This window comes from Pseudomonas sp. SWRI92, assembly GCF_014268685.1.
Taxonomy (GTDB): Bacteria; Pseudomonadota; Gammaproteobacteria; order Pseudomonadales; family Pseudomonadaceae; genus Aquipseudomonas; species Aquipseudomonas marvdashtae.
In genome coordinates, this window is sequence record NZ_JABWQY010000006.1 from 99,339 (window position 1) to 113,900 (window position 14,562).

Annotated in this window: 11 protein-coding genes and 1 pseudogene; 4 read left to right on the forward strand and 8 right to left on the reverse strand. The window is 62.3% G+C overall.

All coding sequences use genetic code 11. The annotated features are described in order from the left end of the window. Positions 1–15: 15 nt before the first annotated feature. From HU762_RS12230 to HU762_RS12250, 5 genes are all read right to left on the reverse strand, one after another. Complete coding sequence (locus HU762_RS12230; protein WP_186637080.1) at positions 16–1,836, reverse strand: ATP-binding cassette domain-containing protein; 1,821 nt, start codon at positions 1,834–1,836, stop codon at positions 16–18. Further along, positions 1,829–2,431, reverse strand: a complete 603-nt coding sequence (locus tag HU762_RS12235) for a DsbA family protein (RefSeq protein WP_186637399.1) — start codon at positions 2,429–2,431, stop codon at positions 1,829–1,831. Before HU762_RS12235 ends, HU762_RS12230 begins: the two co-directional genes overlap by 8 nt. Positions 2,432–2,467: 36 nt before the next feature. After that, the gene (locus tag HU762_RS12240; RefSeq protein WP_186637082.1) at positions 2,468–3,409 is read right to left on the reverse strand and encodes a rhodanese-related sulfurtransferase; all 942 of its coding nucleotides are present in this window, start codon (positions 3,407–3,409) and stop codon (positions 2,468–2,470) included. Between the two features lie 271 nt (positions 3,410–3,680). Beyond that, a complete protein-coding gene (locus HU762_RS12245) occupies positions 3,681–3,980 on the reverse strand; it encodes a BolA family protein (protein WP_186637084.1) in 300 nt (99 codons plus the stop codon). Between the two features lie 13 nt (positions 3,981–3,993). Next, positions 3,994–4,515, reverse strand: a complete 522-nt coding sequence (locus HU762_RS12250) for a DUF2059 domain-containing protein (RefSeq protein ID WP_030141033.1) — start codon at positions 4,513–4,515, stop codon at positions 3,994–3,996. Between the two features lie 191 nt (positions 4,516–4,706). Between HU762_RS12250 and HU762_RS12255 the strand changes: the two genes are divergently transcribed. Then, on the forward strand, positions 4,707–6,101 hold the full coding sequence (locus tag HU762_RS12255) for a class II fumarate hydratase (protein WP_186637086.1): 1,395 nt from the start codon (positions 4,707–4,709) through the stop codon (positions 6,099–6,101). A gap of 58 nt (positions 6,102–6,159) precedes the next feature. Here HU762_RS12255 and HU762_RS12260 read toward each other — a convergent pair whose 3' ends face one another. After that, a complete protein-coding gene (locus HU762_RS12260) occupies positions 6,160–7,122 on the reverse strand; it encodes a DMT family transporter (protein WP_186610474.1) in 963 nt (320 codons plus the stop codon). A 187-nt stretch (positions 7,123–7,309) separates the two neighbouring features. Here HU762_RS12260 and HU762_RS12265 point away from each other — a divergent pair. Beyond that, positions 7,310–7,498 (forward strand): annotated as a pseudogene (locus tag HU762_RS12265) (DUF6316 family protein); the annotation flags it as partial. Between the two features lie 152 nt (positions 7,499–7,650). Here the strand turns inward: HU762_RS12265 and HU762_RS12270 are convergent. Next, on the reverse strand, positions 7,651–8,835 hold the full coding sequence (locus HU762_RS12270) for a thiolase family protein (RefSeq protein ID WP_186637088.1): 1,185 nt from the start codon (positions 8,833–8,835) through the stop codon (positions 7,651–7,653). A 104-nt stretch (positions 8,836–8,939) separates the two neighbouring features. Further along, positions 8,940–10,451 (reverse strand): polyphosphate:AMP phosphotransferase, encoded by a 1,512-nt coding sequence (pap, locus tag HU762_RS12275; RefSeq protein WP_186637090.1) that lies wholly within the window; start codon positions 10,449–10,451, stop codon positions 8,940–8,942. A 217-nt stretch (positions 10,452–10,668) separates the two neighbouring features. Between pap and mnmC the strand changes: the two genes are divergently transcribed. Next, positions 10,669–12,651: a bifunctional tRNA (5-methylaminomethyl-2-thiouridine)(34)-methyltransferase MnmD/FAD-dependent 5-carboxymethylaminomethyl-2-thiouridine(34) oxidoreductase MnmC gene (gene mnmC, locus HU762_RS12280; protein ID WP_186637092.1), complete on the forward strand. Its 1,983-nt coding sequence runs from the start codon at positions 10,669–10,671 to the stop codon at positions 12,649–12,651. A gap of 137 nt (positions 12,652–12,788) precedes the next feature. Then, positions 12,789–14,561: an N-acetylglutaminylglutamine amidotransferase gene (locus tag HU762_RS12285; RefSeq protein ID WP_186637094.1), complete on the forward strand. Its 1,773-nt coding sequence runs from the start codon at positions 12,789–12,791 to the stop codon at positions 14,559–14,561. Position 14,562: the final 1 nt, after the last annotated feature.

Sequence of the window (14,562 nt, forward strand, 5' to 3'; positions counted from 1 at the left end):
TCACATTCCAGGCAATCAGTGCCGCTGCAAATGCCCATAAAGCCTGGCGTACAAACCACCATCGGCAATCAGCTGCTGGTGGTCGCCGTCTTCGGCGATTTGTCCGCCGTCGAACACCAATACACGGTCAGCCTGTTTCACCGCGGATAACCGGTGCGCAATGATCAACGTCGTGCGTCCACTCAGGAACCGCGCCAGTGCCTGATGAAGGTTGTATTCCGTGGCGGCGTCCAACGCCGAGGTGGCTTCGTCGAGGATCACCACTCGCGGCTCGGCCAAGACCATTCGGGCGATGGCCAGTCGTTGGCGCTGCCCGCCCGACAGCCTGACGCCGGAACGCCCGACAATACTTTCCAAGCCCTGCGGCAGCGCACGCACCGTCTCTTCGAGCTGAGCGATTCCCAGTGCTCGCCAACAAGCCTCGTCGCTGCAATCGCGGCCCATGGACAGATTGGCGCGCACCGTGTCGTTGAACAGCGCAGGATGCTGCAGCACCACCGCGACATTTTCCCGGATGGTTTCCAGGCCGATTTCCTGCTGGGTCGCGCCGCCGAACCGGATGCTGCCAGCCTGCGGCGTATACAGGCCCAGCAACAGTTGCACCAAGGTGCTCTTGCCGCCGCCACTGGCGCCGACGATCGCGACCTTCTCCCCCGGCGAAATGGACAGGTTCAGTTGATTGAGCACCATTTCCTCGCCATAGCCGAACCTGAGCCCTTGGATGTCGATGCCGACGGTGTCGCGCCCCTTGAACGGGTTGACGCCGCCGCGGTACTGCGGCTCGTCGGCCCGGGCCAGCAGTTCATTGATGCGGTTCAAGGCACCTGATGCCGCGTAGTAGGCATATTGCAGATTCAGCAGTTGTTCCACCGGACCGATCATGAACCACAGGTAACTGAACACCGCGAGCATCTGGCCGACGGACAGGTCGGAAAACAGCACGGTGAGCATGGCCGCGGCGCGGAAAATATCGATACCAAACTGGAACAGCAAACCGCTGGCACGGTTCGAGGCATCGGTTTTCCACTGCGAATTCACCGCGTAGTCGCGCACTTCCCGGGCGCGCATCCCCAGTCGGCCGAGGAAGAATCCCTGGCGGTTGCCGGCCCGCACTTCCTGAATAGCGTCCAGGGTTTCGGTCAGGGCCTGGGTGAAGCGCGAGGTGCTGTCATTTTCCAGTTTCTTCAGGTGCTTGACCCGTTTGCCCAGCTGCACCGTGGCGTAGATCACCAAGGGATTGAACAACAGGATCAGCAACGCCAGCTTCCAATGCATCCACATCAGGATGCCGGCGGTGCCCACCAGCGTGAGCATGGCAACCAGGAACCGACTGAGGGTTTCGCCGACGAACTTGTCGAGGGTGTCCAGGTCGGTGACCAGGTGCGTGGTCACCGTACCGCTGCCCAGGCTTTCATATTCACCGAGGGAAATACGCTTGAGACGCTCGATCAGCCGAATGCGGATGCGATAGACAATGTCCTTGGCCAGACTGGCGAACAACCGGGCCTGCAAGACGTTGAAGAGCAGCGCGCCGCACCGCAGCATCAACGTCACCAGCAGCATCAGCCCGATGTAACCGGCCGCGCTTTGCCAGGCTGTCGGCAGTGCATTGTTCATGATTTTCAGAGCCGCATCGCCATGGCCCAGCAGCACTTCGTCGACCAGCAGCGGTAACAGCAGCGGGATCGGTACGCTGCACAACGTCGCCAGCACGGCGACGCCGTTGGCGATCCACAGGGCTTTCTTGTGCGTGAGGGACAGACGACGAATTTCCGCCCAGCTCAAGCGATCGATGCGGCGCGTGGCCGGTGCGCCATCATCGGGCAGGTCAGGCACAGGCCGCGCGCTCCAGCCAACGCCCGAGCAACGGCGACAATTGGTCCAGGGGTTGGTAGCCGTTGGTCAGCAAGGCCAACTGACCGTCACGCTCGGCCAGCAGCGTGGGAAACCCGGCAATGCCCAAATCTTGTACCCAGGTGAAATCGGCGGCCGTGGCTGCATGTTGTTCGGCGCGGTCGAATGCCGCGGCGAACTCAATGCGGGGCAAACCGGCCTGCTCGGCCAGTTCCACCAGGACGCTGGCGTGGGTCACGTCACGGCCTTGCTCATAAAAGGCCTGCTGGATCAGCTTCAACAGCTTCCAGGCCAGGTCCGGCGCCAGGCTGCGCGCCGTCACCAGCGCCCGACACGCGGGTTCGGTGTCGTAGACGAAGCCGTCCGGCAGCGCGCCCTCAAGCTTGAACGGCTGGCCGGTGGCCTCGGTGACCGCCTGCCAATGTTCAAGAATATAGCGCCGGGTCGTCGGCTCCAGGGCCGAACCGCTGCCGGTGCGCAAGCCGCCCACGACCAAGTGCAATTCCACGCCTGCGGCCTGGGCCTGCTCGGCCAGCGCCTCGGCCACTGGCGCGAAGCCCCAGCACCACGAACACATCGGGTCCATTACATACAGCAGGCGCGACGCCATGGCTCAAGCCTCGGAAGATGATTGCTTGTAGTTGTAGCCGATCGGATGGGGCATGTTGCGTGCCTTGGCCAATTCGATCTGCTTTTGCCGGTCGATGGCGCTGCGACGGGTCTTCTCGCTCAACTTATCCCAGCAATGCGGGCAGCTGATGCCCGGCACATAGTGTTGCGACTCGCGATCCTCCACGCTCACCGGGGTCCGGCAGGCATGGCATTGATCGTAGTCGCCTTCGCTGAGGTCATGACGCACGGTTACGCGGTTGTCGAACACAAAGCAGTCACCGCGCCATTTGGTTTCTTCCTGAGGCACCTCTTCGAGGTATTTCAGGATGCCGCCCTTGAGATGATAGACCTCGTCGAATCCTTGGCCAAGCATGTAGCTCGAAGCCTTCTCGCAACGAATGCCCCCGGTGCAGAACATGGCGACTTTCTTGTGCTTGGCCGGGTCGAAGTTGGCTTTGATGTACTCGGGGAATTCGCGGAAGCTGGTGGTCTTCGGATCGACGGCACCTTCAAAGGTGCCGATCGCCACTTCGTAATCGTTGCGGGTGTCGATCAGCAAGACTTCCGGATCATTGATCAGCGCGTTCCAGTCCTGCGGCTCGACATAGGTGCCGACCCGCTTGTTCGGGTCCACGCCTTCCACGCCGAGGGTGACGATTTCTTTCTTGAGCTTGACCTTGGTGCGGTAGAACGGCTGCTCGTCGCAGTACGACTCTTTGTGGTCGATGTCGTCCATGCGCGGATCGTTCTTGAGCCAGGCCATCAACCCGTCGATCCCCTCGCGGGTGCCGGAAACCGTGCCGTTGATGCCTTCCTCGGCAATCAGCAGGGTGCCTTTGATGCCGTTGTCGAGCATCGCCTTGAGCAGGGGCTCGCGCAGCTCGACGTAATCTTCCAGGGTGACGAACTTATACAGTGCCGCCACGACAATCGGTGGTGTCATGGGTATTTCTCCAGGTGGCTACCCTCGTAAGGGGTGAACCGGATGCGAAAAAAAACGCGCCGGGTGAGCGGCGCGTTGCGGATTCTAGCAAAAACATGCTGGCTTTAGGAGCGAGAGCCTTTGTGGCGAGGGAGCTTGCTCCCGCTGGGGTGCGCAGCAGCCCCAAAAAGCTGATTGGATCAGCCTGAAACACCGCGCTGATTGGCTTGGGGCCGCTTCGCGACCCAGCGGGAGCAAGCTCCCTCGCCACAAAAGCTTTTTCGCCCTGCAATCAGTGCTTGCTGCCACCGGCACAGGTCGGCGAAGCCGGGGCTGCGTCGATTTGCGCCCATTCTTCAGGCGTGTAGGTGTGCAGCGCCAAGGCATGGAATTCACCCATCAGCTCGCCGAGCGTGCCGTAGACCTTCTGGTGACGCTTGACCCGGTTGAGCCCTTCGAACTGCTGGCTGACCACCACGGCCTTGAAGTGGGTTTCTTGCCCACGGCTGTGCATGTGGCTTTCGTCCAACACTTGCAGGTGCTCGGGCTGCAGCAGCCCGAGGGTCGATTCGATGCGTTGTTGCATGCTCATGCCAGGGCTCCGCTTATGGCTTTTTCTTGGCCGGGGCGGCGGCTTTTGGCTCGAGCTCGGCGGTCATGTCCGCCAGCAGCTTGTTGACCACCGGCACCGCGCTTTCCAGCTTGGCCTGGGTCAGTTGTGCCGATTGCTGAGTCAGCTGAGGCATCTTCTCCAGGACTTTCTTGCCCAGGGGCGACTGGTAGAACGACACCAGGTCCTTGAGCTCGGACTCGCTGAAATTGCTGGTGTAGAGCTTGACCATGTCCGGCTTGAGCTTGTTCCAGCCGATGGCCTGGTCGAGCGCGGCGTTGGCCTTGGCCTGGTAAGTCTCGAGGGTGGCTTTTTTCGACTCAGGGGCCTTGGTCTGTTCAAAGCGCTGGGCGAACATCTGCTGGACTTGCATGTAGACCGGGGTACCCAGCTTGTCGGCGTGCGCCAGGGTCAGGAACGCTTCGGCACTGGCGTTGTGGCTGGCGGTATCGGCAAGAACAGGGCCGCTGGCACACACCAGAGCAACTGCGGTACAGATGGCACGAAGACGGGTCATCGAGTTTCCTTATCTAACAGGCGAGGCAAAACCCCAAGGGCGACCATTCTGCGCCTAAAAAACGCCGGGGCTCAACCCCGTTCCTCGGAGGGCCCGATTGACGGACCGAACCGTCCCTTCCTAGATTGAGGGAACCCATGTCGCCCGTCTGGGCCTAAACTGCGCATTCAGACCAACAGGAGTTTGACCCGATGAGCCGTATCGAAACCGACAGCCTTGGCCAGGTTGAAGTCCCGGATGAAGCCTATTGGGGCGCCCAGACACAGCGCTCCATGATCAATTTTGCCATCGGCGATGAACGCATGCCGCTGTCGGTGCTGCATGCCTTGGCGCTGGTCAAGAAAGCCGCCGCCAGGGTCAACGACCGCAATGGCGACCTGCCCGCCGACATCGCCCGTTTGATCGAACAGGCAGCCGACGAGGTGTTGGCCGGCCAGCATGACGATCAGTTCCCGCTGGTGGTCTGGCAGACCGGCAGCGGGACCCAGAGCAACATGAACGTCAACGAGGTGATCGCCGGGCGAGCCAACGAGCTGGCGGGCAACCCGCGAGGCGGCAAGAGCCCGGTGCACCCCAACGACCACGTCAACCGCTCGCAGAGCTCCAACGATTGTTTCCCCACCGCCATGCACATCGCCGCTGCCCAGGCCGTGCACCAGCAGTTGTTGCCGGCCATCAGTGAATTGTCTGGCGGCCTCGCGGAATTGGCGGCGCGTCATATGAAGCTGGTCAAGACCGGTCGCACCCACATGATGGATGCCACGCCAATCACCTTCGGCCAGGAACTGTCCGCGTTCATTGCCCAGCTCGACTACGCCGAACGGGCGATCCGCGCGGCCTTGCCGGCGGTCTGCGAACTGGCCCAGGGCGGCACCGCGGTGGGCACCGGGCTCAATTCGCCCCATGGCTTCGGCGAAGCGATTGCCGCTGAATTGGCGGCGTTGTCAGGCTTGCCGTTCGTCACCGCGCCGAACAAGTTCGCCGCGCTGGCCGGCCATGAGCCGCTGACCACGCTGTCCGGCGCGCTGAAAACCCTGGCCGTGACCTTGATGAAAATCGCCAACGACCTGCGCCTGCTGGGCTCCGGGCCTCGCGCCGGTTTTGCCGAAGTGAAGCTGCCGGCCAACGAACCCGGCAGTTCGATCATGCCCGGCAAGGTCAACCCGACTCAGTGCGAAGCCTTGTCAATGCTGGCTTGCCAGGTACTGGGCAACGACGTGACGATCGGTTTCGCCGCCAGCCAGGGTCACTTGCAGTTGAACGTGTTCAAACCGGTGATCATCCACAACCTGCTGCAATCGATCCGCCTGCTGGCTGACGGCTGCAGCAACTTCCAGCAGCACTGCATCGCCGGCCTCGAACCGGATGCCGAGCAGATGGCGGCGCACCTGGAGCGTGGATTGATGCTGGTGACGGCACTGAACCCGCACATCGGCTACGACAAATCCGCCGAAATCGCCAAGAAAGCCTACGGCGAAGGGCTGACTCTACGTGAAGCTGCGTTGCAGCTGGGGTATCTGACCGATGAAGAATTCGATGCCTGGGTCAGGCCGGAGAACATGCTGGAGGCCGGTAGCCAAGGCTGAGTCTTGCTGGTTAATGAGTTCGTTCCCGCGCCCTGCGTGGGAACGATCATCAGGCGTTCTATCGTCCTGCAACCATCCGCTCGCGCCGGGCCCTGAGCCCGGCGACCAGCGATGGACCCAGCGCAACCAGCGCCGAGCCCAGCACCACCAATACCGCCCCGCCATACCCCAGCAGATTGATCTGCTCGGCATGCACATAGTCCGGCCACCACCAGGCAGCCATTGCCACGGCGGCGAACGTCACCAGCGGCGTAATCGCCAGGGTCGCGCTGACTCGCGAGGCCTCCCAATGGGCCAGCGCCTCGGCAAACGCGCCATAAGCGATCAGGGTGTTGAGGCAACAAGCGAGCAACAGCCAGCCTTGCAAGGGGCTCAGTTGCAACGCCTCCAACGGGTGCACCCAGGGCGTGAGCAACAGCGCGCAGAACAGGTAGATCACCATCATCACCTGCAACGAATTCCATACCGTCAACAGCTGCTTCTGGCCGAGGGCATAGAACGTCCACACGGTCGAGGCCAGCAGCACCAGCAAGACGCCGGCGGTGTAGTCGCTCAAGGACGTCAACAGCTCGACAAGGCGCTGGTTGAAGAACAGCGCGAAACCGATCAGCAGCACCAGCAAGCCGATGCCCTGCCCTACGCTGAAACGCTCCTTGAACACAAACAGGCTGGCGACCAGCAGCATGATCGGGCCCATTTGCACCACCAGTTGCGCGGTGCCGGGGCTCAAGCGGTTCAAGCCCATCAGGTACAGGACGTAGTTACCCACCAGCCCCAACACCGCCATCGCCACCAGCCAACCGCCACGCGGACCGAGCACTTTGCGGCTGGGCAAGCGTCGGGTCGCCGCCAGATAGATGAACAGCAGGCCCCCAGACACCGACAGCCGAAACCAGGTGACCGTGACCGGATCCATCACTTGCAGCACTTGCTTGAGCTTGATCGGCAGGATTCCCCACAGCAGGGCGGTCAGCAAGGCGAGAAAAAGCCCGTAGACCCAGCGACCGGACGATATGTGCATGCAACCCTCGAAGCCAAGACATGAACGCCCATTCTAGGCTCGGATCGCTCGGCGACACAGGGACAATTAGGTCTTCGCCGTGGACGGGATTGTACGGGTCGCAGCCGTCGATCGGCTGGGCAGGCGCGAATCGAGGACTCCACATATGCTCAACTGAAACGACTACGCAGCACCTATGGAGACCGAAATGCCTGGAACGCGCGCGCAGGATACCGACGCCCCGGAGACGATTTTCCGCAGTGACCGGATCTGTCGGATTAATGGCGAGTTTTACTTCAGTACCCGCGAAGGCACCCAGGAGGGCCCGTTCGAAAGCCGCGAAGCTGCGGAACAGGAAATAGCGGCTTATATCCAGCGAATGATGCAACTGGCCAAGGTCACTGAAAATCCCGTGGCAAGGGAGCTTGCTCCCGCCGGGCCGCAAAACGGCCCGGCGGTTGTCCAGCAGCACCTATCGACCAATTGACGGCTGCTTCGCAGCCGAGCGGGAGCGAGCTCCCTCGCCACAAGAGCCGTTGGAAGCAGCGGCTATCTAACCGCCTCGAACAACCCCGTCGCCCCCATCCCGCCGCCCACGCACATGGTCACGACGCCGTAGCGCAGGTTGCGCCGTTGCAGCTCACGCACCAGATGCCCGACTTGCCGCGAGCCGGTCATGCCGAACGGGTGGCCAATGGAGATTGAGCCGCCGTTGACGTTGTATTTCTCGTTGTCGATTTCCAACCGGTTACGGCTGTAGAGGCACTGGGATGCAAACGCCTCGTTGAGTTCCCACAGGTCGATGTCGCCGATCTGCAAGCCCTTGGCCTTGAGCAACTTGGGCACCGAAAATACCGGGCCGATGCCCATCTCGTCCGGCTCGCAACCGGCCACGGTAAAGCCACGGAAAAACGCCTTCGGCTTGAGGCCCAGCGCCAGGGCTTTTTCCAGGCTCATCACCAATGTCATCGAGGCGCCGTCGGACAATTGCGAAGAGTTGCCCGCAGTGACCGAGCCGTCCTCGGCGAACACCGGTTTCAAACCCGCCAGGCTTTCATAGGTGGTATCGGGGCGGTTGCAGTCATCACGATCAACCACGCCATCGAGTATTTGCACCGCTCCGGTGTTCTTGTCCTCGACTCGGTACTTCACCGTCATCGGCACGATTTCGTCACCGAACAGCCCCTGCGCCTGTGCCCTGGCCGTGCGTTGCTGGCTCTGCAAGGCGTAGCGGTCCTGCTGTTCGCGGCTGACCTGATAGCGACGCGCAACGATTTCGGCGGTCTGGCCCATGGGGAAATAAATGCCCGGCACCTGCTCCTTGAGCAATGGATTGACCAGGTTGTCGGTATTGACGCTCTTCATCGTCAGGCTGATGGATTCGACCCCGCCGGCGACGATGATCTCGCTGCAGCCGGACGCAATCTGGTTGGCCGCAATCGCAATGGCCTGCAGGCCTGAGGAACAGAAACGGTTGAGGGTCATTCCGGCCGTGCCGGTGCCCAGTTGTGAGAGCACCGCCACGTTACGGCCGATGTTGAAGCCCTGGGCGCCTTCGTTGGAACCGGCGCCGACGATGCAGTCCTCGACGCTGGCCGGGTCGATGTCGTTACGCGCCAGCAGCGCGTTGACACAATGCGCCGCCATGTCATCCGGACGGGTCATGTTGAACTTGCCGCGAAAGGACTTGGCCAGACCCGTCCGTACACTGTCGACGATCACCACTTCACGCATGGCGGCACCTCATTGTTGTTATCGGTTAAGAGTGGATTCGAGAATAGATCCACTGCATAACCGAACGCGACAATCATTCACCCCGCGTATGCGTGCCCATCGGGCTATTTCTTTTTGCGCGCCTGTTTGGCCGAGCGCTCGAACGCGGCCTCCAGCGCCTCGTTGAGGGTGCGCAAGACTTTGACCCGAGCCCAACGCTTGTCGTTGGCTTCCACCAGGGTCCATGGCGAAATTTCAGTGCTGGTGCGATCGACCATGTCGCAGACCGCCGAGCGATAGGCATCCCACTTGTCGCGGTTGCGCCAGTCGTCCTCGGTGATCTTGAAGCGCTTGAAGGGGATTTCCTCGCGCTCCTGGAAACGCTCCAACTGCGTCTCCTTGTCGATGGCCAACCAGAACTTGACCACCACCACGCCGGCGTCGGCCAGTTGTTCCTCGAAATCGTTGATCTCACCGTAGGCTCGCAACCAATCGGCGCGGCTGCAGAAGCCCTCGACCCGCTCCACCAGCACCCGCCCGTACCACGAGCGGTCGAACATGGTGAACTTGCCCCGCGCCGGAATGTGCCGCCAAAAGCGCCACATGTAGGGGTGGGCCCTTTCTTCCTCGGTGGGCGCGGCAATCGGTACGATGCTGTACTGGCGCGGATCGAGCGCCGCCGCGACCCGGCGAATCGCGCCGCCCTTGCCCGCCGCGTCGTTGCCCTCGAACACTGCCACCAGCGCATGCCGGCGCATGCGTTTGTCGCGCAGCAAACCGGCGAACCGCGCCTGCTCGGTGATCAATTGTTCTTCGTAATCGGGTTTATCCAGGCGCAGCGTCATGTCCAGGCTGTCAATCAACGTCACCTGGCCGTCCAGCGCCGGCAGCGGCGCCACGTTGACCTTTTCCGGCTTGATCTTCGACCGGTCCAGCGCCTGGCGCAGCCCTTCGAGCAGGATGCGACCGACCGCGAGGCTGCGGTAACAAGCATCGGCGCCGGCGATCACATGCCATGGCGCGTAATCGCGACTGGTACGGCGCAGTACTCGCTCACCGTATTTGACGAACTTGTCGTAGGTCTGTGACTGCTGCCAGTCCAATGGGCTGATGCGCCAACTGTGCAGCGGGTCGTCCTTGAGGCTTTTCAGGCGGGCCTTCATCTGTTTCTTGGACAGGTGGAACCAGAACTTGAAGATCAGCGCCCCTTCGTCGCAGAGCATTTTCTCCAGGCGTTCGGCGCCGTTGATCGCCTGGTCGAGTCGCGGGTCCTTGAACTCGCCGTGCACCCGCCCTTGCAGCATCTGGCTGTACCAATTGCCGAAGAAAATCCCCATGCGCCCCTTGGCCGGCAGCATCCGCCAGTAGCGCCAGGCCGGTGGCCGCGCCAGTTCTTCGTCAGTCTGCTGGTCGAAGGTACGCACTTCGATCAGGCGAGGGTCCATCCACTCGTTGAGCAACTTCACCGTCTCGCCCTTGCCCGCGCCTTCGATGCCGTTGATCAGGACGATGACCGGAAAGCGGCCCTGTTGGTGCAGTTCGAACTGCGCTTCGAGCAGCGCCTCGCGCAGCGCCGGCTCTTCGGCCTCAAAGGTTTCTTTATCAACGACGTGACCGATTTCAGCGGACTCGAACATGGGCAGCTCCTTCCAGGAATGGGGGCAAGACTAGCGGATTGGACACCCCCCTGTGCAGTGATCGTTCCAACGCTCCGCGTGGGAATGCCTCTACGGACGCTCCGCGTTCGGCTTTTTGGGGCGCAGAGCGTCCCGGGTTTCATTCACACGCGGAGCGTAGGGAACGATCGACAGTCCGATCGGCTAGAATGGCGCCTTCGTTTTCACCGAGCCTGTCATGACGCCTATCCAGCACCACGCACAACTCGACTGGGACAATCAGGGGCTCCCCCGTTCCCGGGTCTTCGACGACGTGTATTTCTCCGACCGGTCGGGCCTGGAAGAAACCCGCTACGTGTTCCTTGCGCAGAACAACCTGGCCGAGCGCTTTACCGCGCTGCCAGAAGGCGGGCGACTGGTGATTGGCGAAACAGGATTCGGCACTGGGCTGAATTTTCTTTGTGCCTGGCAGCTGTTCGAACAATGCGCACCGGCCGGGGCGCGGCTGCATTTTGTCAGCGTCGAGAAATTCCCCTTGAGGCCCGAGGACCTGCGTCGGGCCCTGGCTTTATGGCCAGAGCTCAAGCGCCAGGCTGACCAGTTGCTTGGGCAGTACGTCGCGATTCACCAGGGTTTCCAACGCATGACCCTGGCGAACGGTCGAGTGACGCTGACCTTGTTGGTTGGCGATGCCCTGGAACAACTGCCGCAACTGGACGGGCCAATCGATGCCTGGTTCCTCGACGGTTTCGCGCCAGCGAAAAACCCCGAGATGTGGACCGCCGAGCTGTTCGCCGAATTGGCGCGGCTGGCGGCACCCGGAGCGACCCTCAGCACCTTTACAAGCACCGGTTGGGTACGGCGCCGGCTGAACGCGGCGGGCTTCAAGATGAAGCGCACGCCGGGCATCGGTCATAAATGGGAGATTCTTCGCGGCGTGTTCCTCGGTTGGCCGGAGCAAGTACCGGCGCCAGCGCTGGCCAAACCCTGGTACGCCCGCCCCGCTCCCCATGCCGGCGAGCGCCGGGCCTTGGTGATTGGCGGCGGCCTGGCCGGTTGCGCCAGCGCGGCGAGTCTCGCGGCCCGTGGCTGGCAGGTGACCTTGCTGGAACGCCACGCCGGGTTGGCCGAGGAAGCGTCCGGCAATCCCCAGGGCGTGTTGTACCTCAAGCTGTCGGCCCACGGCACGGCGTTGTCGCAGATGATCCTCAGCGGTTTCGGCTACACCCGTCGCTTGCTGGAACACTTGCAGCGAGGCGTTGACTGGGACAGTTGCGGCGTCCTGCAATTGGCCTTCAACGACAAGGAAGCCGAGCGCCAGGCGCAACTGGCCGACGCGTTCCCAACCGACCTGCTGAAGATCCTCGATCGCACCGAGGCGCAGGCGCAGTCCGGTATCGGCCTGGCCTGTGGCGGCCTGTTTTATCCCGAGGGCGGCTGGGTTCATCCGCCAGCCTTGTGTCGCTGGCAAGCCGCGGACTCGGCGATTGCCTTGCTTGCACACCATGAGGTACTGGAACTGCGGCGTGTCGACGACCAGTGGCAGGCCTGGGATGGGCAACGTTGCGTCGCCAGCGCCCCGGTGGTAATCCTCGCCAGCGCCGCCGAAATCAAACGCTTCGCACCGGCCGCCGAACTGCCCCTCAAGCGCATTCGCGGACAAATCACCCGCCTGCCCCAAACCACCCGCAGTCAAAGCCTGGCGACGGTGGTCTGCGCCGAAGGTTACGTGGCCCCGCCGCGCATGGGCGAGCATACCCTGGGCGCCAGCTTCGACTTCAAGAATGACGACCTGATCCCCACCGCCGCCGAGCACGCCGGCAATCTGCAAATGCTCGAAGAGATCTCCCTCGACCTGATGGATCGCCTGGACGCCAGCGCCTTGGATCCTGAACACCTCGAAGGCCGTGCGGCGTTTCGCTGCACCAGTCCGGACTACCTGCCGATTGTCGGGCCGCTGGCCGATCTCGGGGCGTTCACCGAAACGTATTGCGCCCTGGCCAAGGATGCCCGCCAAGTGCCGGACCATCCATGCCCTTGGCTCGATGGCCTGTACGTCAACAGCGGCCACGGCTCACGGGGCTTGGTCAGCGCACCGCTGTCGGGCGAACTGATCGCCGCCTGGCTGGACAACGAACCGCTGCCACTGCCACGAAGCGTGGCCGAAGCCTGCCATCCGAACCGATTTGCGCTACGGGCGTTGATTCGGGGCAAGGCCTGACACAACCCCGCCCCATCCGTCGGCTTATAACGCATCGATATAAAACTCACAGCAATCCCACCGGTCAGTTTCAGAGTACCCGCCCTTCTGGCGTGTACGGCTTGACCCCTCCCCAACGGAAAAACCGGTAAGGACTTATGTGCGGATTAGCTGGAGAGTTACGTTTCGATCAACAACCTGCGGACCTTGCGGCCGTAGAGCGAATCACCCATCACTTGGCCCCTCGCGGCCCCGACGCGTGGGGGTTCCATAGCCAGGGACCGATTGCCCTCGGCCATCGTCGCCTGAAGATCATGGACCTCTCCGACGGCTCGGCGCAGCCGATGATCGACAATCAATCGGGCCTGTCACTGGCATTCAACGGTGCGATCTACAACTACCCGGAACTGCGCGCCGAACTCGAAGGCCTGGGCTACACCTTCCATTCCAGCGGCGACACCGAAGTGCTGCTCAAGGGTTATCACGCCTGGGGCGAAGCCCTGCTGCCCAAGCTCAACGGCATGTTTGCCTTCGCCATCTGGGAACGCGACGCCAAGCGGCTGTTCATCGCCCGCGACCGTCTCGGCGTGAAGCCGCTGTACCTGTCGCGTAACGGCCAACGCCTGCGCTTTGCCTCGGCTTTGCCAGCGCTGCTCAAGGGCGGTGACATCAATCCGGTGCTCGACCCGGTAGCCCTCAATCATTATCTGAATTTCCATGCCGTCGTCCCGGCGCCGCGCACCCTGTTGGCGGGCATCGAGAAACTGCCGCCCGCGACGTGGATGCGCATCGAAGCGGATGGCACCACGGAGCAGAAAACCTGGTGGACGCTGCCCTACGGCCCACGCGCCGACGAGCAGAATCTGAAGCTGGAAGACTGGATCGAGCGCGTGCTCGACAGCACCCGCGAAGCCGTTGCCATTCGCCAGCGCGCCGCCGTCGATGTCGGCGTGTTGCTCTCCGGCGGCGTGGATTCGAGCATGCTTGTGGGCTTGTTGCGCGAAGTGGGCGTCGAAGACCTGTCCACATTCTCCATCGGCTTCCAGGACGCCGGCGGCGAGCGCGGTGACGAGTTCCAGTATTCGGATTTGATCGCCAAGCACTACGGCACCCGGCACCACCAGTTGCGCATCGATGAAAAAGAAATCATCGAACAACTGCCCGCGGCATTCCGCGCCATGAGCGAGCCGATGGTCAGCCACGATTGCATCGCCTTCTACCTGCTGTCGCGGGAAGTGGCCAAGCATTGCAAAGTGGTGCAAAGCGGCCAGGGCGCCGACGAACTGTTCGCCGGTTATCACTGGTATCCCCAAGTGGACGGCGCCAGCGACCCGTATGCCGCCTATCGCGCGGCCTTCTTCGACCGCAGCTACGAAGAGTACGCCGCTACCGTGCAGCCCAAATGGCTGACGGCCAACGACGCGGCCGGTGACTTCGTCAAGGAACATTTCGCCCAACCGGGCGCCGATGCCGCAGTCGACAAGGCCCTGCGCCTGGACAGCACCGTGATGCTGGTGGACGACCCGGTCAAACGCGTGGACAACATGACCATGGCCTGGGGCCTGGAAGCGCGCACGCCGTTCCTCGACTACCGGCTGGTGGAGCTTTCAGCCCGAGTGCCAGCTGAATTCAAGCTGCCCGATGGCGGCAAGCACGTGCTCAAGGAAGCAGCTCGCCGGGTGATTCCGAGCGAGGTTATCGACCGCAAGAAAGGCTATTTCCCGGTGCCGGGCCTCAAGCATCTGGAAGGCAACACGCTGGCCTGGGTTCGTGAGTTGCTGCTGGATCCGAGCCAGGATCGTGGCTTGTTCAACCCGACCATGCTCGACCGTTTGTTGACCGACCCCAATGGCCAGCTGACGCCCCTGCGCGGTTCGAGGCTGTGGCAATTGGCGGCGCTGAACCTGTGGCTCAGCGAGCAAGGAATCTGAA